Annotated in this window: 18 protein-coding genes; 11 read left to right on the forward strand and 7 right to left on the reverse strand. The window is 68.5% G+C overall.

What is annotated here, in order from left to right; translation table 11 throughout:
* Positions 1-85: 85 nt before the first annotated feature.
* The 4 genes from acs (at position 86) to GGQ91_RS00285 (ending at position 6,146) form a co-directional block, all read left to right on the forward strand.
* Complete coding sequence (acs, locus tag GGQ91_RS00270) at positions 86-2,032, forward strand: acetate--CoA ligase (protein ID WP_053608884.1); 1,947 nt, start codon at positions 86-88, stop codon at positions 2,030-2,032.
* 136 nt (positions 2,033-2,168) lie between these two features.
* On the forward strand, positions 2,169-2,540 hold the full coding sequence (locus tag GGQ91_RS00275; protein WP_043353744.1) for a DUF485 domain-containing protein: 372 nt from the start codon (positions 2,169-2,171) through the stop codon (positions 2,538-2,540).
* The gene (locus GGQ91_RS00280) at positions 2,537-4,219 is read left to right on the forward strand and encodes a cation acetate symporter (RefSeq protein WP_043353743.1); all 1,683 of its coding nucleotides are present in this window, start codon (positions 2,537-2,539) and stop codon (positions 4,217-4,219) included. Before GGQ91_RS00275 ends, GGQ91_RS00280 begins: the two co-directional genes overlap by 4 nt.
* A 292-nt stretch (positions 4,220-4,511) precedes the next feature.
* Positions 4,512-6,146, forward strand: a complete 1,635-nt coding sequence (locus GGQ91_RS00285; RefSeq protein WP_052083781.1) for an MFS transporter — start codon at positions 4,512-4,514, stop codon at positions 6,144-6,146.
* 661 nt (positions 6,147-6,807) lie between these two features.
* Here the strand turns inward: GGQ91_RS00285 and GGQ91_RS27985 are convergent.
* The 4 genes from GGQ91_RS27985 to GGQ91_RS00305 form a co-directional block, all read right to left on the reverse strand.
* Positions 6,808-7,260, reverse strand: coding sequence for a hypothetical protein (locus tag GGQ91_RS27985; RefSeq protein ID WP_244538873.1), 453 nt, complete (start codon positions 7,258-7,260; stop codon positions 6,808-6,810).
* A gap of 179 nt (positions 7,261-7,439) precedes the next feature.
* On the reverse strand, positions 7,440-9,038 hold the full coding sequence (purH, locus tag GGQ91_RS00295; protein ID WP_179697791.1) for a bifunctional phosphoribosylaminoimidazolecarboxamide formyltransferase/IMP cyclohydrolase: 1,599 nt from the start codon (positions 9,036-9,038) through the stop codon (positions 7,440-7,442).
* Between the two features lie 72 nt (positions 9,039-9,110).
* Positions 9,111-10,859, reverse strand: coding sequence for a heparinase II/III domain-containing protein (locus tag GGQ91_RS00300; RefSeq protein ID WP_182591129.1), 1,749 nt, complete (start codon positions 10,857-10,859; stop codon positions 9,111-9,113).
* Positions 10,860-11,185: 326 nt separating this feature from the next.
* Complete coding sequence (locus GGQ91_RS00305) at positions 11,186-12,124, reverse strand: metal ABC transporter solute-binding protein, Zn/Mn family (RefSeq protein WP_083936105.1); 939 nt, start codon at positions 12,122-12,124, stop codon at positions 11,186-11,188.
* 164 nt (positions 12,125-12,288) lie between these two features.
* Here GGQ91_RS00305 and GGQ91_RS00310 point away from each other — a divergent pair, with 164 nt between their 5' ends.
* From GGQ91_RS00310 to GGQ91_RS00340, 7 genes are all read left to right on the forward strand, one after another.
* Entirely contained in the window at positions 12,289-12,810 is a 522-nt protein-coding gene (locus tag GGQ91_RS00310; protein WP_053608906.1) for a Spy/CpxP family protein refolding chaperone, read from the forward strand.
* Between the two features lie 93 nt (positions 12,811-12,903).
* Positions 12,904-14,664, forward strand: a complete 1,761-nt coding sequence (locus GGQ91_RS00315) for an ABC transporter ATP-binding protein (protein ID WP_053608878.1) — start codon at positions 12,904-12,906, stop codon at positions 14,662-14,664.
* A 91-nt stretch (positions 14,665-14,755) separates the two neighbouring features.
* Entirely contained in the window at positions 14,756-15,844 is a 1,089-nt protein-coding gene (locus GGQ91_RS00320; RefSeq protein WP_182591130.1) for a branched-chain amino acid aminotransferase, read from the forward strand.
* A 243-nt stretch (positions 15,845-16,087) separates the two neighbouring features.
* Positions 16,088-17,896 (forward strand): DEAD/DEAH box helicase family protein, encoded by a 1,809-nt coding sequence (locus GGQ91_RS00325; RefSeq protein ID WP_182591131.1) that lies wholly within the window; start codon positions 16,088-16,090, stop codon positions 17,894-17,896.
* Between the two features lie 134 nt (positions 17,897-18,030).
* A complete protein-coding gene (gene oxlT, locus GGQ91_RS00330; protein WP_053608875.1) occupies positions 18,031-19,317 on the forward strand; it encodes an oxalate/formate MFS antiporter in 1,287 nt (428 codons plus the stop codon).
* A gap of 146 nt (positions 19,318-19,463) precedes the next feature.
* Complete coding sequence (gene oxc, locus GGQ91_RS00335; protein WP_075381427.1) at positions 19,464-21,209, forward strand: oxalyl-CoA decarboxylase; 1,746 nt, start codon at positions 19,464-19,466, stop codon at positions 21,207-21,209.
* Between the two features lie 310 nt (positions 21,210-21,519).
* Positions 21,520-22,215, forward strand: a complete 696-nt coding sequence (locus tag GGQ91_RS00340; RefSeq protein WP_182591132.1) for an alpha/beta hydrolase — start codon at positions 21,520-21,522, stop codon at positions 22,213-22,215.
* 3 nt (positions 22,216-22,218) lie between these two features.
* Here GGQ91_RS00340 and GGQ91_RS00345 read toward each other — a convergent pair whose 3' ends face one another.
* From GGQ91_RS00345 to GGQ91_RS00355, 3 genes are all read right to left on the reverse strand, one after another.
* The gene (locus GGQ91_RS00345; protein ID WP_182591133.1) at positions 22,219-23,406 is read right to left on the reverse strand and encodes an HPP family protein; all 1,188 of its coding nucleotides are present in this window, start codon (positions 23,404-23,406) and stop codon (positions 22,219-22,221) included.
* 83 nt (positions 23,407-23,489) lie between these two features.
* Positions 23,490-24,740 carry a formyl-CoA transferase gene (frc, locus tag GGQ91_RS00350; RefSeq protein ID WP_043353710.1) on the reverse strand — a complete coding sequence of 417 codons (1,251 nt, stop codon included), beginning with the start codon at positions 24,738-24,740 and terminating at the stop codon, positions 23,490-23,492.
* A gap of 55 nt (positions 24,741-24,795) precedes the next feature.
* Positions 24,796-25,263 (reverse strand): PAS domain-containing protein, encoded by a 468-nt coding sequence (locus GGQ91_RS00355; RefSeq protein ID WP_403090579.1) that lies wholly within the window; start codon positions 25,261-25,263, stop codon positions 24,796-24,798.
* Positions 25,264-25,667 lie beyond the last annotated feature (404 nt).

Here is a 25,667-nt window from a genome sequence, read left to right on the forward strand (position 1 = left end):
AAATTGTAGGCTACATTACTTTGGAAGTCCTGGCTGCGCGGCCGCCACCGCGATACGATCGGGCACCAATCAGGGATGGAACGCCATGCAAGGCAAGGTCATCGAGGTGAAGGACGCGTGGCGTGAGGGCGCTCACGTCGACGATTCCAAGTATCGAGAGATGTATGCGGCGTCCGTCGCCGATCCGAATGCGTTCTGGGCCGAGCACGGCAAGCGCATCGACTGGATGACGCCGTTCTCCACCGTGAAGAACACCAGCTTCGAGCCCGGCAAGGTCTCGATCAAGTGGTTCGAAGACGGCAAGACCAACGTCGCCCATAACTGCATCGACCGTCATCTGGAGACCCGCGGCGACCAGACCGCGATCATCTGGGAAGGCGACAATCCCGACGAGTCGAAGCACATCACTTACCGGGAGCTGCACGCGCAGGTCTGCCGGATGGCCAACGTCCTGCGCAATCGCGGCGTCGGCAAGGGCGATCGGGTCACGCTCTACATGCCGATGATCCCGGAGGCCGCCTACGCGATGCTCGCGTGCGCGCGGCTCGGGGCGATCCACGCCATCGTGTTCGGCGGCTTCTCCCCCGACTCGCTGGCGTCGCGCATCCAGGGGTGCGGCTCCAAGCTGGTGATCACCGCCGACGAGGGCCTGCGCGGCGGCCGCAAGGTGCCGCTGAAGGCCAATGTCGACGAAGCGATCAAGCGGCTCGACGCGGATCTCGTCGACCACGTGATCGTCGTGCGCCGCACAGGCGGCAGCGTCTCCATGGAGGCGGGCCGGGACGTCTATTACGACGAGGCCGCCGAGCAGGTGACCGACGAGTGCCCCGCCGTGGCGGTGGAGGCCGAGCATCCGCTCTTCATCCTGTATACCTCGGGCTCGACCGGTCAGCCGAAGGGCGTGGTGCACACCACGGGCGGCTACCTCGTCTACGCGTCGATGACGCATGAGTACGTCTTCGATTACCGCGAGGGCGACGTGTACTGGTGCACCGCCGATGTCGGCTGGGTCACCGGCCACAGCTACATCGTGTACGGACCGCTCGCCAACGGCGCGACGACGCTGATGTTCGAGGGCATCCCGACCTATCCGTCGACGTCCCGCTTCTGGGAAGTGATCGACAAGCACAAGGTCAACATCTTCTACACGGCGCCCACCGCCATCCGCTCGCTGATGGGCGGCGGCGAGGGGCCGGTGAAGAAGACTTCGCGGGCTTCGCTGCGCGTGCTCGGCTCCGTCGGCGAGCCGATCAACCCGGAAGCCTGGGAATGGTACTACAACGTCGTCGGCGACAAGCGCTGTTCGATTGTCGACACGTGGTGGCAGACCGAGACCGGCGGCATCCTGATCACTCCGCTGCCGGGCGCCACCGCGCTCAAGCCCGGCTCGGCAACCCGGCCGTTCTTCGGCGTGACGCCCGAGATGGTCGATGCCGAGGGCAAGGTTCTGGAAGGGGCCTGCGAGGGCAATCTCTGCATCGCCGATTCCTGGCCGGGCCAGATGCGCACGGTCTACGGCGACCACGAGCGGTTCGAGCAGACCTACTTCTCGACCTATCCGGGCAAGTACTTCACCGGCGACGGCGCCCGGCGCGATGCGGATGGCTATTACTGGATCACCGGACGCGTTGACGACGTCATCAACGTCTCGGGCCATCGCATGGGCACCGCAGAGGTCGAATCCTCGCTGGTCGCCCACCCGAAGGTCGCCGAGGCGGCGGTCGTGGGCTACCCGCACAACGTGAAGGGCCAGGGCATCTACGCCTACGTGACCCTCAACGACGGCGAGGAGGGCGACGACGCCCTGCGCAAGGAGCTGGTGACCTGGGTCCGCAAGGATATCGGGCCGATCGCCTCTCCGGACCTGATCCAGTTCGCGCCGGGTTTGCCGAAGACCCGCTCGGGCAAGATCATGCGCCGGATCCTGCGCAAGATTGCCGAGGACGATTTCAGCTCGCTCGGAGACACCTCAACCCTGGCCGAGCCGGCCGTGGTCGACGACCTGATCGAGAACCGGCAGAACCGGGCCTGATCGCATCCGCGCCGCGGCCATAGCGGCGCGGGTTCGGACCGGGACGGGTGCCGGGGCGGCGCCCGTCTCCAACAAGAACCACGAACTTCAACGCGATGAACCGGGGGGCCAGAGTGCCCTCGCGGGAGGAAAAGCCATGAGCGGCACGACACTCGGCCTTCGAGGGCGCACGGCGCCCCCGGGAACACGCGCACTCGGAACGGAGGTCGATCCGCAGGTCGAGCGGATTGTCCGGACACCCGAATTCCAGCAACTCGTCCATGAGCGCACCCGCTTCGCCTGGACGCTGACCATCCTGATGCTGGTGGTCTATTTCGGCTTCATCGGGCTCATCGCCTTCGACAAGTCGCTGCTCGCCGTGAAGGTTGGCGGCACCGCCTCCCTCGGGCTGTTCGCGGGCGTCTTCGTGATCCTGTTCGCTTTCGCGCTGACCGGCGTCTACGTGGCCCGGGCCAACACGCGCTTCGACGCGCTGAGCGCCGCCCTCAAGCGGAGCGTCGCCCGATGAACCGGCTCCTCCTCGGCCTGACGCTCGGCACGATCGCCGCCAGCGCGGCCTATGCCGCCGGCCCGGATCTCGGGGCCGTGCAGCAATCGGTCACGAACTGGCCGGCCATCCTGATGTTCCTGTTCTTCGTGCTGCTGACGCTCGGCATCACCTACAAGGCCGCGAAGGGCACGAAGTCCGCCGCCGACTTCTACGCGGCGGGCGGCGGCATCTCGGCGGGGACCAACTCCCTGGCGATTGCCGGCGATTACATGTCGGCCGCCTCGTTCCTCGGCATCTCCGGCCTCGTCTACACCTCGGGCTTCGACGGGCTGATCTATTCCACGGGCTTCCTGGTCGGCTGGCCGATCGTGCTGTTCCTGATCGCGGAGCGCCTGCGCAACCTCGGCAAGTTCACCTTCGCGGACGTGGCGAGCTTCCGCCTCGACCAGACGTCGATCCGCATCATCTCGGCGGTGGGCACCCTCGTGGTGGTGGCGTTCTACCTGATCGCCCAGATGGTCGGCGCCGGGAAGCTGATCCAGCTCCTGTTCGGCCTGCCCTATCTCTACGCGGTGATCATCGTCGGCGTCCTGATGATCGTCTACGTCGCCTTCGGCGGCATGAAGGCGACCACCTGGGTGCAGGTGATCAAGGCCTGCCTGCTCCTCGGCGGCGCGACCTTCATGGCGGGCGCAGTGCTGTTAAAATACGGCTTCAACCCCGAGATGCTGTTCGCGAACGCCGTGCAGGTTCACCCGAAGGGCGACGCCATCATGGCGCCGGGCGGACTCGTGTCGAACCCGGTGGAGGCGATCTCCCTCGGCGTCGGCCTGATGTTCGGCACCGCCGGCCTGCCGCACATCCTGATGCGGTTCTTCACGGTCTCGGACGCGCAGGCCGCGCGCAAGTCGGTGTTCTACGCCACCGGCCTGATCGGCTACTTCTACATTCTCACCTTCATCATCGGCTTCGGCGGCATCGCCCTGCTGATGTCCGATCCGGTCTACTTCAAGCTCGGCGCGGCCGGGACCTTCGACAAGCTGAAGGACATGATCGGCGGCACCAACATGGTGGCGGTGAACCTCGCCAACGCCGTGGGCGGCCCGTACTTCCTCGGCTTCATCTCCGCCGTGGCCTTCGCGACCATCCTGGCCGTGGTGGCGGGCCTGACGCTCGCCGGCGCCTCGGCGATCAGCCACGACCTCTACGCCCAGGTGATCGCCCGCGGGCGCACCACCGAGAAGCACGAGGTCAACCTGTCGAAGATCTCCGCGGTGGTGATCGGCATCGTGGCGATCTACCTCGGCTACGTGTTCGAGAACCAGAACGTCGCCTTCATGGTGGGCCTGGCCTTCGCGGTGGCGGCGAGCTGCAACTTCCCGGTGCTGGCCATGTCGATCCTGTGGCGCGGCACCACCACCTGGGGTGCGCTGGCCGGCGGCCTCGTCGGCCTGCTCGCCGCGGTGATCATGGTGGTGCTGTCGAAAGCCGTGTGGGTGACGACGCTGGGCAACCCGGCCCCGCTCTTCCCCTACGACAACCCGGCTTTGTTCTCGATGCCGTTGGCCTTCGCGACGATCTGGGTCGTGTCGCTCATGGACAAGTCCCGCCGGGCCCAGCGCGAGCGGGCCGCCTTCGAGGCGCAGTATGTGCGCTCCGAGACGGGCATCGGGGCGTCCGGCGCCCACGCGCACTGACCTCAACCAGACGCGTCGGACAGGCGGAGGGCGCGGCGCGAGCCGCGCCCTTCGTCGTTCCGGTGACAACTCGGCGCGCACCTGTGTTGATGAGGCTCTTCACAATCGCTTTACCGGTTGACCCGCCACGCCCTTGAGATAACGCATAGGTGATCTGCGCTTTGCGCAGGGCCGCCCGGGAGCGGGCCGGGAAAGGGCGATCCCATCGTCGGGCCGCCCATATGCGTTTGGGAGGACGTGTCTTATGGCTGTGGCAACCGCGATCCCGCGGGCCGGAGACGCCGCGAGGCCGATGACTTCGGCCGAGAAGCGGGTGATCTTCGCGTCCTCGCTCGGTACTGTGTTCGAGTGGTACGATTTCTATCTGTACGGCTCTCTGGCGGCGATCATCGGCGCGCAGTTCTTTTCTGCCTATCCACCCGCCACGCGCGACATCTTCGCGTTGCTCGCCTTCGCGGCCGGCTTCATCGTCCGTCCGTTCGGCGCCCTGGTCTTCGGCCGCATCGGTGATCTCGTCGGACGCAAATACACGTTCCTGATCACGATCCTGATCATGGGCCTGTCGACCTTCATCGTCGGCATCCTGCCCAACGCGGCCACCATCGGCATCGCGGCTCCGATCATCCTGATCGTCCTGCGCCTCGCCCAGGGCCTCGCCCTCGGCGGCGAGTATGGCGGCGCCGCCACCTACGTCGCCGAGCACGCGCCCAACGGCCGGCGCGGGTTCTATACGAGCTGGATCCAGACGACCGCGACCCTGGGCCTGTTCCTGTCGCTCCTCGTGATCCTCGCGACCCGGACCTTCACCGGCGAGGCCGCCTTCGCCGAGTGGGGCTGGCGCATCCCGTTCCTGGTCTCGGTGCTGCTGCTCGGCATCTCGGTCTGGATCCGCCTCCAGCTGTCGGAATCTCCGGCCTTTCAGCGGATGAAGGACGAGGGCAAGACCTCGAAGGCACCGCTCACCGAGGCCTTCGGCCAATGGCGCAATGCGAAGTTCGCGATCATCGCCCTGTTCGGCCTCGTCGCCGGTCAGGGTGTGGTCTGGTACACGGGCCAGTTCTACGCGCTGTTCTTCCTGCAATCGATTCTCAAGGTCGACGGCTATACCGCCAACCTGCTGATCGCGTGGTCGCTGCTCCTCGGCACCGGCTTCTTCGTGGTCTTCGGCTGGCTGTCCGACAAGATCGGCCGCAAGGTCATCATCCTGGCGGGCTGCGCCATCGCGGCGGCGACGTTCTTCCCGATCTTCAAGGGCATCACCTCCACGGCCAACCCGAAGCTCGAGGCGGCGATCGAGAACGTGAAGGTGACGGTGACGGCCGATCCGGCCGCCTGCGGAAACCTGTTCAACCCGGTCGGAACCCGGGTGTTCACCGCGCCCTGTGACCTCGCCCGCGACTTCCTGTCGAAGTCGTCGGTGCGCTACACCACTGCTGCCGGGGCGGCCGGACAGCCCACGACCATCCGGGTCAACGATACGGAGATCCCCTATCCGCAGGGGGGCAACGTCGAGGCCAACAAGGCCACGACCGCGGCACTCCAGGCCGCGGGCTACCCGAAGGCGGGTGACCCTGAGATCGTCAAGATGTCGAATCCGTTCGACATCTTCCGGCCGCAGGTCGCGCAGGTGATCGGCCTGCTGTTCATCCTCGTGCTCTTCGTCACGATGGTCTACGGCCCGATCGCCGCCATGCTGGTGGAGTTGTTCCCGACCCGGATCCGGTACACCTCGATGTCGCTGCCCTACCATATCGGCAACGGCTGGTTCGGCGGCCTGCTGCCGGCGACCGCCTTCGCCATGGTGGCCCAGACCGGCGACATCTATTTCGGCCTCTGGTACCCGATCGTCATCGCGGTCGCGACCGTGATCATCGGCATCCTCTTCGTGCCGGAGACCAAGGATCGCGACATCTTCGCGGATACCTGAGCGGCGCAAACCGGCCAAACGAACCACGCGTCGACGACGCCCAGGCAGTTCCCACTGCCTGGGCGTTTCCATTTCCACAGAGATGTCCGCGCCCCTTCGGGCAGAGGGCCGCCGGTCACGGACCCGTGCCGGGTCGTGGCCGCAAGGCGGGCCGGGCCGTCTCGGCTTGTGTCGGACCCGCAACGCGACGGCGGAATCGCAATCCGTGCGGTCTGTCACGGATTGCGTTGCGGCGGATCCTATACAGAGGTCTCAAGTATCGACGGCAGACGGAACCATCACCGTCGAAACGGCGAGCCGACACGGAATGTCCTGATTTCCGACCACCACGCTGCAAGCAGTCAATGACTGCAACTTTCAGTCCGTTTCTCGGCCAATGCCGGTCGTCCAACAACTCCGCCGGCCGCCGGAAACTGTCCGAAATTTAATCTTTCGCCGATCGCCCCGGCGGAACCTTAGCGGCACAAGGCCGTATAAGGTTCCCCTACGATCCAGGGCCCCTGGGAATTCCATCGTGAACGATGTCGTGCCACATTTGCGCCGTCAGCCTCATCGGAAGCTGCATCTTCTACTTCTAATTATCTGGATGGCCGTGGCTCTGGGCTTGTGGGCGCTGATCAACACCCTCGCCGGGCGGCTGGTTTGGTGGTGGTGACGCTGGTTACAGCCCGCGATTGTTCTCGGGATAGTCGGTGAGATAGGCGCCGAGCAGATATCCCGCCTGATGGGCCGTCAGGTATCCCAGCATGATCAGAACGTGCAGCAGGTCGAGGCCGTAAACGGACATGAAAATGGTCATCGCAGTGAACATGACCACCGATGAGGTCATGGCGATGATCATCACCGAATAGGAGCGGCCGATCAGCGCTCCCACGAGAAACAACAGCGCTGCGACCACCATCTCGTCACCCAACCCGGATTCGTTCCAGGAAGTTCTTCTCACGAGCTTCCGGCGCACATCTGGGCAATGATGGCGTGCAGCCGAGAAAATATCAACCCGCTCCGCAGATGCCACCCATATTCGCAAAGATGGGGGTATTTGTTCGGCAATAATGCTCAAAAAATAGCATTCATCGTTACGGGACATCCATTGCTGAGCTTCGGCACAGGCCACGCTTGTTCACGGCAATGCTGAGAGACATCGCAGCCCGAACAAAAATCGCCGTGCCCGCTCCAATCCGTGCGGATCGTTAACGGAAGCGCGGCGGCGCCGCGCGACGGACAGGCCTCTCGGCGGTGCTGGGGCACGGAGGCACGGGAGCGTCACGTCGTGACCCTCCCGACTCCGCCCGATCAATGCCGGAAGTGACGGTGGCCGGTGAGGACCATGGCCAAGCCGGCCGCATCGGCGGCCGCGATGACGTCCGCATCGCGCATCGAACCGCCGGGCTGGATCACCGCCGTCGCGCCCGCTTCGGCGGCCGCCATCAGCCCGTCCGCGAACGGGAAGAACGCGTCCGACGCCACCACCGAGCCGACCGCCAGGCTCTGGGACAGTCCGAGGCGCTTCGCACCCTCGGCAGCCTTCCAGGCGGCGATGCGCGAGGAATCGACCCGGGACATCTGACCCGCGCCGATTCCCACCGTCGCGCCGGCCTTGGCGTACACGATGGCGTTCGACTTCACGTGCTTGGCCACCCGATAGGCAAACCGGAGATCGGCCAGTTCGGCCTCGCTCGGCGCCCGCTTGGTGACGACCTTGAGCGGCATGTCGTCGACGACCACCGCATCCCGGCTCTGGACCAGCAGACCGCCGGCGAGCGTCCGCACGGTCTCGCCGGGGGCTCGCGGGTCAGGCAGTCCGCCGGCCAGAAGCAGGCGCAGGTTCTTCTTGCCCGCGACGATGGCCGCGGCCTCGGGCGTGGCATCCGGGGCGATGATCACTTCGGTGAAAATCTCGACGATCCTGCTGGCCGCCTCGGCGTCGAGCGTCCGGTTGAGGGCGACTATGCCGCCGAAGGCCGAGGTCGGGTCACAGCTCAGAGCCCGCTCGTAGGCTTCGAGCAGGCTGGTGCCTTCCGCGACGCCGCACGGATTGGCATGCTTGATGATCGCCACGGCGGCGGTCCGGGCCGGATCGAACTCGGCCACGCACTCGTAGGCGGCGTCCGTGTCGTTGAAGTTGTTGTAGGACAGCTCCTTGCCCTGGAGCTGCCGGGCGGTGGCCACACCCGAGCGGACCTTGCCGGGCGCGCGGTAGAAGGCGGCCGCCTGATGAGGGTTCTCGCCGTAGCGCAGCGCCTGACCGAGGGTGCCGCCGAAGGCGCGGAACTGGGCCGGCGCATCCGTGCCGAAGCGGCCGGCCATCCAGTTGGCGATGGCGGCATCATAGGCCGCGGTGCGGGCAAAGGCCTTCTGCGCCAGGCTCCGGCGCATTTCCGCGCCCAGGGCGCCGTCATGCGCCTCCAGTGCGGCCAGCACGCCGGCATAATCCGACACGTCGGTGACCACGGCCACATCCGCGTGGTTCTTGGCCGCCGCACGGATCATGGCCGGGCCGCCGACATCGATGTTCTCGATGCAGTCGGCATCCGATCGGTCGGCCGCGATTGTGGCCTCGAACGGGTACAGGTTGACCACCAGCAGATCGATTGCGCCGATCCCGTGGGCGGCGAGCGCGGCCTGATGCTCCGGGTTGTCGCGGATGGCGAGCAATCCACCGTGAACCGCCGGGTGCAGCGTCTTGACCCGGCCGTCCATCATCTCCGGAAAGCCCGTGAGATCGGCCACCTCGGTGACAGGCAGGCCGGCCTCCTGCAGGGCACGATGCGTGCCCCCGGTTGAGACCAGCGCGATGCCGCGGGCGTGGAGCGCCCGGGCAAAGTCGACGAGGCCGGTCTTGTCCGAGACCGAGAGGAGCGCGCGGGAGACCCGCACCTGATCGTGCGCCATAGCTTCGTGCCGAAAGTTCGAGATTTTCCGGCGCGGTAGCATGGAAACGGTGAGCCCGGCCAGCCGGCTCCCTCAGGGTGCCACCCCGCGCAGCGGTGCGGACGCCTGACGCTCGAAGCTCCAGCGGACCTCCACGTCCTCGGAGACGCGCAGGTGCAGCACTATCTGGTCGGTGCGGCGCGGCCCCGTCAGGCCCGAGAAGTAGACGCTCTCCTCGATGGCGATCTCGGCGTTCTCGGCGCGGAACACCCAGACCTCGCCGAGCGCCGAGGCGAGTTCGAGCCCGTCCGGGATGCCGCGCACCGCGATGCCGGGATGGAGATGGAAGCGGATCGCCACATCCTGCGGGCGCAACCGCCGCCCCCGGCTTTGCGCCTTGCCCTGGCGCAGGAAGGCGTCGCGGCCCTCCAGCCGCACCGACGCGTGGAACAGCTGCCAGCGGCGCTCGTGCACGATACCGAAATCGGGCGCGTAGCCGTTGTGCCGGGCCGCGAGGACGACGCTGTCGGCCTCCTCGGCGCGCTCGGCGGCCACCGCCGAGGGCCCGCTCAGCACCACGGGCCCGCGCCGGCGAATCAGCCAATCGGCCAGGAGCCGTTCGCCCCACCACCCGGTACGGGTGAGGAACCGGCACGACGAGCTGTGGGCGACCGAGGCCGTCGAGTGGGCCGGCGTCGAACGGGCGAGGAGGCGCAGATCCGCCCCGCTGGCCGGCAGGCCGCAATTGACCACGATGCGCTGGGGGCCGCTCGACATCTCGAAGGCGAGGCAGCCGGCCCCGGCATTCACCGAGTAGGGCAGCGGCGGGCACGCACCGACATCGGCCACGATCACGACCCGGCCGCCTTCCAGGCGCTCGTAGCCCGAGTTCGGCGCGTGCATCAGCGGCCGGGCGAGCGCGCCGTCGTAGACCAGCAGGGTCGCGAGGTGGTCCGCATCCGTGGCGCCCATGCCGTTGAAGTGGCTCAGCGAGGCGTCCGGGTGGCGCAGGAGTCGCAGCAGCGGCAACATCCGGTCGACGGCCCGCAGCAGCGCCATCGGCGGCTCGACGCTGCGGCTGAGGTAGCTCTGGCGCAGGGGCAGGAGGTCGAGGAGCAGATCCATGGCGAAGCGCGGGTCGCGGGACCGGTGGCCACCATCGGTCAGGATCTGGCGGTCGAGCTCCCGCGTCAGAATCCGGGTCGCTCGACGCAGGATCGGCTGAATGCCGTCGCAGCACAGGCCGGCGTAACAGAGCGCCACGGCGGCGTTCAGGCGCCATTGCGGTGGCACGCCCCGCCGCAGATCGCGCTCAAGTTGCTGCGCGTTGCGTCCGATCGCCTTGAGGAAGTTTTGGTAAAAGCCGTGATCGGCCCCCTCCAGCACGAGGGGCGACTGGCACAGGAACGAGATCAACCGGCGGGCCGCCACCGGCGTCTGCCGGGCGAGCGCCGCGTCCCCCCGGCCCGCGATGAAATCGGCCACGAAGGCGCGGGCATTGGCCCTGGCGAGGGCGGTGTCGGCGGCGCGCAGGTGGCGCAGCCAGCCGAAGCCGTAGAGTTCGTCAGCCCATTCCGGCGACGGCGCCGCGTAGTCGAAGGGTGAGCCGCCGCTCGCCGCGAGCGACCGGCCCGCGAAGACGAACAGCCCGGCATAGATGTCGTCCGCAAAGGTCGCGTCCGAGGTCCGCAGGTCCTGCGGGGCGATCACCAGTCCGGTCACCCGCATCCGGGCGAGGATGTCGGGCGGTGCGGTGACCCTGGCTCCGGCCGCGCGGCCCGCGCGTGCAGCTTCGCGCGCGACGAGCCGATAGAAGCGCCAGCGGTCAGGCCCCCAAGCCACGCGATCTCCGAGCTGCGCGTTTTCACAAGGCCCCAAGGCCTTGAGCCCTCGCGTACGAGGATCGGCTGGCACCCGTTTCGTAAGGCTAGTGGGGGCCTCTTAACCGGCGGTTTACGCTATGTCATGCCCGACGCCGTGAAGGCGACTGAGGACGGCACCGTCAGTCGTGGCGGCTCGTGACCTGGGCCGGATCGGCACAGCCGCGGAGCACGTCGTCAGGATGGAAGCTCGATCCTGTCCTGTCGGAGCCGGCATCCGGCCATGACACGGGCCAGCCCTCGGCGGAGCGGCTGCAGCGCAATCGATCCCGCGCCGGTCGGATCGGGTCACTTCGGCATGAGCGCGGCGTCGAACGCCGCCAGGTTCGACCGCATCAGGTCGAGATAGGTCGCTGCCGGACCGTCCGCCCCGGAGAGCGCGTCGGAATAGACCTTCCCGCCGATGCGGGCGCCGCTCTCGCGGGCGATCTGCTCCATCTGGCGCGGGTCGCTGATGTTCTCCAGAAACACCGCGGGTACGCGCTCGCGGCGAATCTGGCGGATGATCGACGCCACGTCCCGCGGGCTCGCCTCGCTGTCGGTGGAGACGCCCTGCGGCGCGATGAAGCGTAGGCCGTAGGCCGCCGCAAAATAGCCGAAGGCATCGTGGGTCGTGATGATCTGCCGCCGCTCCGGCGGGATTTGGAGGATCGCTGCCCGGACGTCCCGCTCCAGGGCATCGAGCTTGGCGAGGTAGCCGGCCGCGGCCTCCTGATAGGCGGCGGCATGGGCCGGATCGACCTTCACGAGGCCGTTCCGGATGTTCGCCACGTAGATCCGAACGTTGGCGATGCTCTGCCAGGCATGCGGATCGAAGGCGTGCTCACCGTGTCCGTGACCGCCCTCCCCGTGGACATGCTCGTCCTGCGCCGGGATCGGCGACACGCCCGTCGAGACGGTCACCACTGGGGCGCGCGTGCCGGAGGCGCGGATCAGCCGGTCGAGCCAGCCCTCCAGCCCGAGGCCGTTGACGAATACGATATCGGCCTCGGCGAGCTTGCGCGCGTCGGCTGGCGACGGGCTGAAGCCGTGAACGTCGGAATCGGGTCCGACCAGGGTGGTCACCGTCACGGACGCACCGCCGATCTGCCGGACGAGATCGCCCAGGATCGAGAAGCTCGCAACCGCCCGGATCGGGACGGTCTGCGTGGTGGCCACCGCCGGCACCCCAAGTCCGAGCCAGACGGACAGGACCGCGAGCGCCGCGATCCGGAATGTTGTTGCCACGCCCCGCACCGTTCCACCTTCCCGCGCCTTCGGTCGCACCTGCCACTAATGTAACATTGTTACATACACAAGCGGGATACATGCCCGGTCCCCAATGCGCGGCGTCGGACGCGTCGCGCCCCGTGGGTTCCGACGCTGTCCGGAGCGTCAAGATGGAGGATTCCATGTCCCGCCGTTTGAGAGCGAGCATCCTGGTAACAGGGGCCCTCGGCCTGGGTGTCGCCAGCGCGGCCGTTGCGCACGACCATGGACCCGACGGCTTCCGCGGTCACGGGCGCTGGAGTGCGCTCACGCCCGAGGATCGGGCGGCCTTCACGGATGCCCGCATCGCCGCCCTGCATGCCGGCCTGAAGCTCAACCCCGACCAGGAGAAGCTGTGGCCGCCCGTGGAAGCTGCAATCCGCGACATGGCCAAGATGCGCCAGCAGCGCCGCGAGGCGATGCGCGACCGCCCCAAGTTCAGCGACGATGCCCCAGCGGCCCTTCGGGCGATGGCAGATGCCGCGACGGCACGCGGAGAGGCCCTGCGCAAGCTGGCCGACGCGTCCCAGCCGCTCTACGCCAGCCTCGATCAGGACCAGAAGCGGCGCGCAACGATCCTCGCCCGGCCTATGGGCGGGCATGATCACGGCGGCTGGCATCGCGGCCGGGAGGGCGGCCGCGGTCCGGACGGCGACGACCGTTGAGCCAAAGGCCTTGATCCGCGGCGATGGCGGCGGCACACCGCTGCCGCCGCGCATCCTGCCCGAGGCCGGCGCTGATCCGACCTGGTAGGTTTCATGGCGCGCCTCCGCGGCGACACGGCTCCCCTCCTCGCGCGCCTCTGGCGCACCTGGCTGTACCCGCACCGGGCCACCCTTGCCGTGGTGCTGGTGCTGATCGCGCTGGTGGGCGCCTCGACCGGCCTCTACCCGGCGCTGATCAAGGCCGCCTTCGACGCCTTCGACCGGAAGGATGCGGCGGCCATCGCCTATGGGCCGCTGGTGGTGATCGTCGTCACCGCCACGCGCGGCTTCGCGCTCTATGGCCAGACCGTTCTGACGAACAGGGTGGTCACCCGGGTCGAGGCCGACATGCAGGCGGCGCTCTACGGGCACCTGATCGAGTCCGATCTCGCCCAGCTCGGCCGCGAGAGCCCGGCGGCGCTGACCCAGCGCTTCACCACCGATTTCGCCTTCATCAAGGAAGCGCTGACCCGCATCTCGACGGTGCTCCTGCGCGACATCGCCATGCTGATCGGCCTCGTGGCGGCGCTGATCTGGATGGATCCGGTGCTGACTCTGGTGGCCGGCGTCACGGTGCCGTTCGTGGCCGGACCGATCGGGCGGATCGGGAAGAAGCTCAGGCGGGTCTCGACCTCGACGCAGGAGCAGATGGGCGCCACCGCCAGCCTCATTTCCGAAAGCCTCCAGGGGGCACGGGTCGCCAAGACCTACGCCATGGAGGCCTACCTCAAGGGCCGCGCCGCGCAGGCCCTCGACGAGGTGCGCCGCCTCAAGATGAAAGCCGCCAATGCCCGCGGGCGTCTCGACCCGCTGCTGGAGATCGGGGGCGGCATCGCGGTGGCGGGGGTGCTCGTACTGGTCGGGCAACGGGTGCTGGCGGGGGAGAAGACGGTGGGCGACTTCACCGGCTACGTGGCGGCGCTGCTGCTCGCCGCGCAGCCGGCCCGGGCGCTGGGGAACCTCAACGCCATCCTGCAGGAGGCGGCCGCCGCCCTCAGGCGCTACTTCGACGTCATGGACGAGGCGCCGGAGATACGCGAGGCGCCCGACGCGCGGCCGCTCACCGTGTCCGCCGGGACGATCCGCTTCGACGGCGTGCGGTTCCGCTACCGGCCGGATGCGCCGGCCCTGGAGGGGATCGATCTGACGGTCCCGGCGGGCTCGGTCACGGCCCTGGTCGGACGCTCAGGCTCCGGGAAATCCTCGCTGCTCAACCTCGTCCCGCGGCTCTACGACGTGACCGAAGGCCGCGTGACCATCGACGGACAGGACGTCCGCGCGGTGACCCTCGCGTCCCTGCGCGCGGCGGTGGCGGTGGTGTCGCAGGAGGTGGTCCTGTTCGACGACACGATCGCGCGGAATATCGGCTTCGGCCGGCCCGGGGCGTCGCCTGCGGAGATCGAGGCGGCCGCCCGCGCCGCCGCGGCCCACGACTTCGTCGCGGCCCTCCCGGAGGGCTACGACTTCCGTGTCGGGCCCGGCGGCGGCCGACTGTCCGGCGGCGAGCGGCAGCGGGTGGCGCTGGCGCGCGCCTTCCTGAAGGACGCGCCGATCCTGCTCCTCGACGAGGCGACCTCGGCCCTCGATTCCGAATCGGAGCGTCTGGTCCAGGAGGCGCTGACCCGGCTGATGCGGGGCCGCACCACCCTGGTGATCGCCCATCGCCTCTCGACGGTGCGCGACGCCGATCAGATCGCCGTGATGGAATCGGGCCGCGTGATCGAGACCGGACGGCACGACGCCCTGCTCGCGGCCAGCGGCGCCTATGCACGCTTGCACCGGCTCCAGCTGTCGGAGCCCGCGACCGCCGAATAACGCGCGTGTGCGGTGACACCGTCATGCGCCGGCTCCGTAGATTCGCGCGCCGGAGCGCGCCATAAGGGCCTCAGTCGATAAGGACCAGACCGTGAGCGACCTGACGTTCGAGATCCAAAGTCATCCCGCCCCGCGGACCGCCGAGGAGCGGGCCGCGCTGATGGCGAATCCTGGCTTCGGCAAGGTGTTCACCGACCACATGGTGGTGGCGCGCTACACGGCCGGTCGCGGCTGGCACGATGCGCGGATCCAGGCCCGCGAGGCGATTCCCCTCGATCCCGCCTCCGCGGTGCTGCACTACGCGCAGGAGATCTTCGAGGGCCTCAAGGCCTACCGCACTGCCGATGGCGGCGCCGCCCTGTTCCGGCCCGACGCCAATGCGCGTCGCTTCCGGCACTCGGCCGAGCGCCTGGCGATCCCACCGTTTCCGGAGGATGCCTTCGTCGACGCGGTGCGCAAGCTCGTCGAGATCGACCGCGCCTGGATCCCCGACACGCCCGACGGTAGCCTCTATCTCCGGCCATTCATGATCGCCACCGAGGCGTTCCTGGGCGTCCGGCCGGCCTCCGAATACCTGTTCATCACCATCGCGTCGGCGGTGGGCTCGTACTTCAAGGACCCGAACAGCACCGTCACGGTCTGGGTTTCGGAGCATTACACGCGGGCCGCCCCGGGCGGCACCGGCGCGGCCAAGTGCGGGGGCAACTACGCGGCGAGCCTCGCCCCGCAATCCGAGGCCGCGGCCCAGGGGTGCGAGCAGGTCGTCTTCCTCGACGCGGTTGAGCGCCGCTACATCGAGGAACTCGGCGGCATGAACGTGTTCTTCGTCTTCGAGGACGGCACGCTGGTGACGCCGCCGCTCTCGGACAGCATCCTGCACGGCATCACCCGCGACTCGGTCATAACCCTGGCGCGGGAAGCCGGCCTGACCGTGAAGGAGGAGCCCTACACGATCGACGCGTGGCGCACCGACGTGCGAGAGGACCGCCTGACGGAGGCCTTCGCCTGCGGGACCGCCGCGGTGATCACGCCGATCGGCACCGTGAAGGGCCGCGAGGAGAGCTTCACAATCGGGAACGGCAAGGCCGGGCCCGTGGCCCAGCGGCTGCGGAGCCTTCTGGTGGACATCCAGCGGGGCAACACCAATGACGCCCATGGCTGGTTCCAGAAGATCTTTTAAGGCGTCTCGCCAGTTCGAACTCATGGCACGGGGGTCGAGCAGGCTTGGCTCGCACCCTCGGCGCGGCACCCGCACGTGCAACCCATCCCCGCATCGTGAGATGGCGCAGCGCAACGGAGGCCTCGCAGGAGGCCTCCGGACGGCCGCGCGATCCCTGGACCGCGCCTGCGAGGCTGCTGCCCAGCACCTCAGGATAAGAGGGATCGATCGGACAGGCCGCGTCACGCCACGGCGGTTGCGCCCGTGACCGTCGCGGCGGGGCAGGCTTCCGATGCGGCCATCATCGGCCCGTGGAACCCTGGCGTCCGATCCGATCTGCCGTCCGCCTTCCTGCCGCTGGTGACCGTCTACCGGTCCGAGCACGTCGAGACGCCGCTGCGCGACGCCCTGGATCTGAGCGACCTCTGCGGGCTGCCGGCCCGCCAGCTCAGCCGGTTCCGGGCCCGCCGCCTCGTCGTCCACGAGGTGCTGATCCGCGTGATGTCGGACCTGTCCGTGCCGGTCGGTGCGGTCTATGCCGATCTCGGCGTGAACTTCCGGGCCATCGTGTCCACGATCCTGCGCGAGGGCATCGAGCCCCGCCTCAGTGAGATCGAAGCAGCCCTCGCCCAAATCCGCGCCGAGGCCGACGCGCTACTCGATCGTGAAGTCGCCGCCATCCTCGACGAGACGCCGGCCCCGCAGCCGCCCGAGCCGCGCTGGCTCGATAGGCTCCTCGGACGCCGCCCCCCGGCGGTCGTGGCCCCGCGCGAGGATCTCGCGACCCGGTCCCTGCGTCATCTCGAGACTTGGCAGCGGCGCGCCGTCGAATCCGGCGACGGCCTGGAGATCGCCGCCTGCGAGGCCCTGCGCAGCGTGGTGTCCGGCCTCATCGCGCGGCAGAACACCTTGATCCGCGACGGATCCCTCATGCGGACCATCGCCGGTACGCTGGTCTCGAACGGCTACGGCAGCCGCCGCATCGGCGAGCTGATCGAGCCCTGGATCGCCGCAGTGGTGGAGGCGCATGGCTATCGCCGGCTGGCGCCGCAGGACTACCCGGTGGTGATGAACGTGAAAGGGGCCTCGGCCTCCGGCAAGAGCACGATCCGTCCCTACCAGCTCGGCCTCGCCAGACGTCTCGGCATGGCGTGGTCGGACTTCGCGGTGATCACACCCGACGTCTGGCGCAAGTACCTCCTCGACTACGACAGCCTGGGCGAGGCCTCCCGCTATGCCGGGACGCTGACGGGCTACGAGGTCGAGATCATCGACATGAAGCTCGACCGCTACGTCACCCGCAAGGCGGCCGAGCGGCGGATCTCGAACCTGCTCATCGACCGGTTTCGGTTCGACAGCTTCCAGGCCGAGGCCGGCTCTGACGGCGGCGGCCAATTGCTCACCCGGTTCGGCGACCGGGTCTACATGCAGTTCATGGTCACGCCCCCGGCCGACACCGTCGAGCGGGCATGGAAGCGGGGTGAGATGTTCGGCCGCTACAAGGCGGTGGAGGACCTGCTGGCGCACAACGTCGAGGCCTATACCGGCATGCCGCGCCTGTTCTTCAACTGGGCGCTCTCGCGCGACAAGCAGGTGGTCTGCGAGTTCCTCGACAACAGCGTGCCGCTGGGCGAGCGGCCGCGCACCATCGCGTTCTGGGCCGACGGGATCCTCAACATCCTCGACGTGAAAGGGCTGATCGACATCGACCGGTTTCGGAAGGTCGACATCTTCGCCCGCAGTCCCGAGGCGGTGTTCAAGGGCGCCGACCTTTCGGCATCCGCCAACACCACCTTCCTGCGCGAATGCCTGCGCCGGATGGCGATCGTCCGCTTCGTTCAGGCCGAGACCGGCCGTGCCATCCTGCGCCTCGATCGCGGACGGATCACCGCGCTGCATCCGGCCACCCTGGCGGCGGTGAAGGCGGGTCCGGACTGGGAGGCGGCCTGCGCGGTCATCGGATTCCCGGCCGATCCGACCGCGATTCCCACGCTCGATGAAACGCTGCACCTGACCGACGCGCCGACGCTCGGTGCCTGGGGCCCGATTCCTACGCCGGGGGAAACGGAATAATATCGCCGCCCTGACAGTTCATCCCGTCCGTCTCAGGCTGGTATATTGCATACCTAGAACGGATGTGCATGATCGTCGGTGCACGAGAGACGCCGCCACAGCAAGGCCGCGCCGCCCAAGAGAGAGGCTCAGGGATGGAACGCCAGGATTCGCCGTCGGCGAAATGGTGGCAGCTCGCCTTCGGCGTGATCTGCATGGCCATGATCGCCAACCTCCAATACGGTTGGACGTTGTTCGTGGACCCGATCGACCAGCGCTACCACTGGGGACGCGCGGCGATCCAGCTCGCCTTCACGCTGTTCGTCGCCACCGAGACCTGGCTGGTCCCGGTCGAGGCGTGGTTCGTCGACCGCTACGGCCCGAAGATCGTGGTCGCGTTCGGCGGCGTGATGATCGCCCTCGCCTGGACGATCAACGCCTACGCCGACAGCCTGGCGATGCTCTATCTCGGCGCCGTCATCGCCGGCATCGGTGCGGGCTCGGTCTACGGCACCTGCGTGGGCAACGCGCTCAAGTGGTTCCCGCATCGCCGCGGCCTCGCCGCCGGTGCCACCGCGGCCGGCTTCGGCGCGGGTGCCGCCATCACGGTGGTGCCGATCGCCCGCATGATCGCGTCGAGCGGTTACCAGGACGCCTTCCTGTATTTCGGCATCGGTCAGGGCGCCGTGGTCCTCGCGCTCGCCTTCCTGCTGCGCAAGCCGTCGACCAACTCGCCGGTCCAGCGCAAGAGCACCCGCCTGCCGCAGACCAAGGTCGACCGCAGCCCCCGCGAGGCGGTGCGCACCCCGGTCTTCTGGGTGATGTACGCCATGTTCGTGATGGTCGCCTCCGGCGGCCTGATGGCGGCGGCGCAGATCGCCCCGATCGCCCACGACTTCCAGGTGGCGGGCGTGCCGGTGAGCCTGTTCGGCCTCCAGATGGCGGCGCTGACGCTTGCGATCTCGCTCGACCGGATCTTCGACGGGTTCGGGCGGCCGTTCTTCGGCTACGTCTCCGACAACATCGGCCGCGAGAACACGATGTTCATCGCCTTCTCGACGGCGGCGCTGGCGGTGATCGTGCTGCTGACCTACGGTCACATCCCGATGGTCTTCGTGCTGGCCACCGCGGTGTATTTCGGGGTGTTCGGCGAGATCTACTCGCTGTTCCCGGCAACCTGCGGCGACACGTTCGGCTCCAAGTACGCCGCCAGCAATGCCGGCCTGCTCTACACCGCCAAGGGCACCGCGGCGTTCCTCGTGCCCTTCGCCAGCCTCCTGTCGGCGGCCTACGGCTGGTCGGCGGTGTTCACGCTGATCATCGTGCTCAACTTGACGGCGGCAGCGATGGCGATGTTCGTCCTGCGCCCGATGCGGGCCCGCTACCTCGCCGCGGAGGAGCATCCCGCGGCGCTCGGCGCCCACCCGATCCGGGCGGCCTGAGCGGCCCCCGCCCCACGACGTCGCCCGAGCGACGCCCAGCCTTCACGGATCTCCCGCCCTCCCCTCCTCGGGGAGCGTGGGGGATCCCCCGCCAGCCGGCGCCCAGAGCCGCCCGTACCGATACCGATCCTCCGGGAGAAACCGTGATGACCGCACTCGCCAAGATCGTCCACACCGCCCCCGAGGTCGAGGCAGAGCCCGAGCTGACCGACGGCTTCCACCTCGTCATCGACGCGCTCAAGCTCAACGGCATCGAGACGATCTACGGTGTCCCGGGCATCCCGATCACCGATCTCGGCCGCATGGCCCAGGCCGAGGGGATGCGGGTGATCTCGTTCCGCCACGAGCAGCACGCCGGCAACGCCGCGGCGATCGCGGGCTTCCTTACCCAGAAGCCGGGCATCTGCCTCACGGTCTCGGCCCCGGGCTTCCTGAACGGCCTGACCGCCCTCGCCAACGCCACCACCAACTGCTTTCCGATGATCCTGATCTCGGGTTCCTCCGAGCGCGAGATCGTCGACCTGCAGCAGGGCGACTATGAGGAGATGGACCAGCTCGCCATCGCCAAGCCCCTGTGCAAGGCGGCCTTCCGGGTGCTGCATGCGGCCGATATCGGCATCGGCGTCGCCCGCGCCATCCGCGCCGCCTGCTCGGGCCGGCCGGGCGGCGTCTACCTGGACCTGCCCGCCAAGCTGTTCTCCCAGGTGATGGACGCCGAGGCCGGCCAGAAGTCGCTGGTTAAGGTGATCGATCCGGCCCCGGCCCAGCACCCCGCCCCCGAGGCGATCGCCCGGGCGCTCGACGTCCTGAAATCCGCCAAGCGGCCGCTGATCGTGCTCGGCAAGGGCGCCGCCTACGCCCAGGCCGACGCGGCGATCCGCAGCCTCGTCGAGACCAGCGGCATCCCCTACGTGCCGATGAGCATGGCCAAGGGCCTCCTGCCCGACACCCACCCGCTCTCGGCCGGCGCGGCGCGCTCGACGGCGCTGAAGGACTCGGACGTGGTGCTGCTGATCGGCGCCCGGCTGAACTGGCTGCTGTCGCACGGCAAGGGCAAGAGCTGGGGCGAGCCCGGTTCGACCAAGTTCATCCAGATCGACATCGAACCCCGCGAGATGGATTCGAACGTCGAGATCGTCGCGCCGGTGGTCGGCGACATCGCGTCCTGCGTGCAGGCGCTGCTCGACGGCATGGGCCAGGGCTGGCAGCAGCCTCCCTCCGACTGGATCGAGACGCTCAGGACCAAGCGCGAGGCCAACGTCGCCAAGATGGCGCCGAAGCTCATGAGCAACGCCTCGCCGATGAACTTCCACGCGGCACTCGGTGCGCTTCGCACAATCGTCAAGGAGCGGCCGGACGCGATCCTGGTCAACGAGGGCGCCAACACCCTCGACCTCGCCCGGGGCATCATCGACATGTACCAGCCGCGCAAGCGCCTGGATGTCGGCACCTGGGGCATCATGGGCATCGGCATGGGCTTCGCGGTCGCGGCGGCCGTCGAGACCGGCAAGCCGGTCCTGTGCGTCGAAGGCGACAGCGCCTTCGGCTTCTCCGGCATGGAGGTCGAGACCATCTGCCGGTACGGGCTGCCGGTCTGCATCGTCGTGTTCAACAACAACGGCATCTACCGCGGCACCGACACGGATCCGACCGGCCGCGATCCCGCCACGACGGTGTTCGTGCCGGATTCCCGCTACGACAAGATGATGGAAGCCTTCGGTGGCGTCGGCTACCACGTCACCACGCCGGACGAGCTGACCCGCGCGGTCAACGAGGCGATGAACTCGGGCCGCCCGGCCCTGGTCAACGCCGTCATCGACCCGGCGGCCGGCAGCGAGAGCGGCAACATCGGCAGCCTCAACCCGCAGAGCGGCATCAAGAAGAAGAAGTGAGGGCGGCGGGCCCCTGAAGCCCGCAACCGGGATGTCTGCACGCCGGCCGGATCGCTCAGCGGTCCGGCCGTTCATGACTGCGCGGCACGCTTCGAGGCCGAGCCGCGGGTCCCCTCTCCCGTGCGGGAGAGGGACAGGGTGAGGGAACAGGTCCGTCCGGAAAGGGCGCGACCGGGACGCGCCTCAATGACGTGCTCGTCCTGAGAGTTCTCGCCCCTCACCCCGGCCCACTCCCGCACGGGAGAGGGAGTCTGGCGCCGCTGGCAAGCCACACAACGCGAATCCAACACCGATCCGACGAGTTCCTGCGATGATCGATCCCGACCTCGCCGGCCGCCTGCACTTTCGCCACCGACTGCCCGGCCGCGAACCCCTTCCGCCGGGCAGGCATGACCTCGGCCTCTTCGCCGAGCGCGACGCGGTGCTGGTGGTTCCCGAGGGTCTCGATCCGCGCCGGCCCTGCCCGCTCGTGGTTCTGTTCCACGGCGGCGGCGGCAGTGCCGAGCGCATCCTGCCGATGCTGGAGGCGCATGCCCGCGCCGCGCGCTTCCTGCTCCTCGTGCCGCAATCCCTGTTCCCGACCTGGGACATCGTCATCGCCGGCCACGGGCCGGACCGCGAGAGGGTCGCGGCGGCACTGGCGCACGTGGCGGACCGGTTCCTCCTCGATCCGGGGCGGCTCTGCTTCGCCGGCCATTCCGACGGTGGAAGCTACACCCTCTCGCTGGGGCTCGCGAACGGCGATGTGGCGAGCCACCTGATCGTCTCGTCGGCCGGGTTCCTGTCGGTCCATCTGCAGGTCGGCGCACCGCGCATCTTCCTGTCGCACGGGACGCAGGATGAGCAGATCCCGATCGACCGGAGCGCCCGGATCCACGTGCCGACGCTGCGCGAGGCCGGCTATCCGGTCACCTATGTCGAGTATGACGGGCCGCACGCCCATCAGCCGGCCGTGGTGGCCCAGGCAGTGGACTTCTTCTTGAGCGATCCGCCCGACGGCGTGTGAGCGTCAGGCCAGAGCGGTACGGGCCGAGGCGCGGGCGCGGACCTGTGCCTCGGGCGCCTCGGGCGCGTCGGCTTCGGACAACAGCGCCGGGATGAGGTCCGTCTGCGAGACGATCCCGACCAGACGGCCGTCGGCGTCGACCACCGGCAGGTGGTGCAGCCCCGCCTCCGACATCCGCGGCACCAGCACGGCGATGGGTGTGTCGGGGCCGACGGGCTCGACCGCGCTCATGATGTCGGCGGCGCAGCCATGGGGTGCGCGGCCCCGCTCGGCCGTGAGCCGCAGGCGGCGGCCGAGGCCGAGGCGCGGCCCGGACCGGTCCCAGGCGGCCTTGTCGAGAAGATCCGTCTGCGTGACGATGCCGAGGACGCGTGCCCCCTCGTCGGTCACCGGAAGCGCCTTGATCCGGTGCCTGCGCAGCAGCCGCAACGCCTCAGCCAGCGGCGCGTCCGGCGCCACCGCGATCACGTCGCGCGACATGATCGCCGCGCAGGTGATCGGACTCGAGAGGCGGCCGTAGACCCGCATCTGCACGCGCCGCAGGATCTGCTCCAGGTCGCTGCGGTCGACGTCGAGGAGCTGGTCGAAATCCTCCAGCGCGGCGTCGAGGTCCGAGGCCCGGAAGCCCACCCGGGCGCCGGAGGGCGGATCGGCCGTTCTGGGACCCGCCGGGCGCAGATGCGGGTAGGTGCGCCCCGTCAGGTTGTTGAACAGCAGGGCGGTCGTCAGCAGCAGCAGCGAATTGGCCGCGACCGGCCAGAGCACGAAGCCGTAGCCCAGCTCGCGGATCGCCGGGCCGCCGAGAACGGCCGTCAGCGCCACGGCTCCGCTCGGCGGGTGCAGGCAGCGCAGGGCCATCATCAGGGCGATCGCAACCCCGATGGCGCAGGATGCCGCCACGAACGGATCGGCGATCCACGCCCCCGCCGTGACGCCCACGAATGCCGCCACGATGTTGCCGCCGAGGATCGACCAGGGCTGCGCCAGAGGGCTCGCGGGCACGGCGAAGAGCAGCACCGCCGAGGCGCCCATCGGGGCGATCAGGACAGGCAGCGCCTCGGAGCCCAGGGCGGCGCGGCAGACGAGGCCGGTCGCCAGGATGCCCGCCAGGGCACCGGCAGCGGAGCGCAGGCGCTCACGCTTGCTGATCGGGGTCAGCTCCGGCAGGAAACGGCTCAGGAATGCGCGCATCGGATCCGGGGCTCGCACATGAAAAGGACGGCGCTGGGGGAGCGCCGTCCTGTCTCAGGAACGCTGAGGTCGGGCGCTGTCTATCAGACCGCGCGAGCCTCGTGCATCGCCCGGATCTGCTCCGGCGAGTAACCGAGGTCTGCGAGCACCTCATCGGTGTGCTCGCCGAGCAGCGGCGACGCCTTCACCTCGACCTTCATGTCGGAGAACTTGATCGGGCTCCCGACGGTCAGGTACTTGCCGAGCTTCGGGTGCGCCACCTCGACGACGGTGCCGCTCTCGCGCAGGGACTTGTCCTCGGCGATCTCCTTCATCGACAGCACCGGCGCGCAGGGGATGTCGTAGGTGCGCAGGATGTCCACCGCCTCGAACTTGGTCTTGTCGGCGAGCCACTCCTCGATCGTCTTGAAGATGTCGAAGATCTTGTCCTGGCGCGCCCGGGCGGTGTTGTAGCCCGGATCGGTGATCCACTCCTCCTTGCCGAGCGCCTTGCAGATCGGCGCCCAGGCATGACCTTGGATCGTGAAGTAGATGTAGGCGTTCGGGTCGGTCTCCCAGCCCTTGCACTTCAGCACCCAGCCCGGCTGGCCGCCGCCGCCGGCGTTGCCGCCCCGCGGCACCACGTCGGAGAACTCGCCGTGGGGGTACTGCGGGTACTCCTCGAGGTAGCCGAGGGCGTCGAGGCGCTGCTGGTCGCGCAGCTTCACGCGGCAGAGGTTGATCACCGAGTCCTGCATCGACACGGCGACCTTCTGGCCCTTGCCGGTCTTGTTCTTCTGGTGAAGCGCCGTGAGGATGCCGATGGCGAGGTGCATGCCGGTGTTGGAGTCACCCAGTGCGGCTGCGCTGACGGTGGGCGGCCCGTCCCAGAAGCCCGTGGTCGAGGCGGCACCGCCCGCGCACTGGGCGACGTTCTCGTAGACCTTCAGGTCCTCATAGTGGTGGCCGTCCGAGAAGCCCTTCACCGAGGCGAGGATCATGCCCGGGTTCAGCTCCTGGATGCGGGCCCAGGAGAAGCCCATCCGGTCGAGGGCACCGGGGCCGAAATTCTCGACCATGACGTCGGAGTCTTGAATGAGCTTCTCGAGGACTTCCTTGCCGGCCTGGGTCTTGGTGTCGAGGGTGAGCGAGCGCTTGTTGGAGTTCAGCATCGTGAAGTAGAGCGCGTCTGCGTCCTCGACGTGGCGCAGCTGGGTCCGGGTCACGTCGCCGGCGCCGGGACGCTCGACCTTGATCACGTCGGCGCCGAACCAGGCGAGCAGCTGCGTGCAGGCCGGGCCGGCCTGGACGTGCGTGAAGTCGATGATCTTGATGCCTTCCAGCGGCTTGCTCATGGGGCGTTCTCCCTGTGCGGTTTGGTGATCGGGACCTTCGGATCGTCCGGCGGGCTCATGGCGCCCGGCGGGCCGGATCCGAGGAAGCTTCGAGTTCGGCCACGCGTTGGCGCAGGCGCTTCTCTTCGGCCCAGCGCTCGGTCTCGTCGCGGATCACGGCGACGATCCCGGTCACCCGGTCGGAGGCGTCCCGCACCATCCCCACCGTGAAGGCGATGGAGAGCTGGCGGCCGTCCTTGTGGAGCGCCGGCACCCTCAGGGTCTCCGCCCCGTAGCGGGTGACGCCGGTGCGCATGGTCTTGGCATAGCCGTCCCAGTGGCGGCGCCGGTGCCGCTCGGGGGTGATCAGATCGAGACTCCGCCCCAGCGCCTCGGCGGCGCTGAAGCCGAAGATGCGCTCGGCGGCGGCGTTCCAGACAGTGATGGCGCCGTCCGGATCGGACACCACCACGGCGTCTCCGATAGCCCTGACGAAGTCGGCGAGATCGGAACCGTTACGCTCCGCCTGCGCCAAGCCCGTCACCGGCGACATCCGGCCAACGGGCCAGGGATGAGGCGGATTGCAGAAGTCCGAAGCTGCGTCATCCGCGGCCACCCTCCCTGAACGTCGCCCGAAAGAGCGGCGTTAAAATTCCAGTCCGGTCTTGCTAAGGAACCGTGACCAGCCCTTTCGTTGGTATTTGGTATGCCAAATGGGGAATTCCGTCAACGCCTGCGGTGACAGGTGGAACTTTTCTTCAACTCGATGCCGCGAGACGCGGCCCCTGACGGAATGCCGGCGGGCGGTCTCGACACGGGCCGAGCAGCCCGGCATTTCGCCCTGGGCCTTCCGAACGCGATCGCTTTCGACACGCCGATGATCGCCGCTCAGGATTTCGGGCTCCGGGCTCGACGATCAGATATGTCTACGGGCATCGACAGTATTTC

It is taken from the genome of Methylobacterium fujisawaense, from assembly GCF_014138435.1.
Lineage (GTDB): Bacteria > Pseudomonadota > Alphaproteobacteria > Rhizobiales > Beijerinckiaceae > Methylobacterium > Methylobacterium fujisawaense.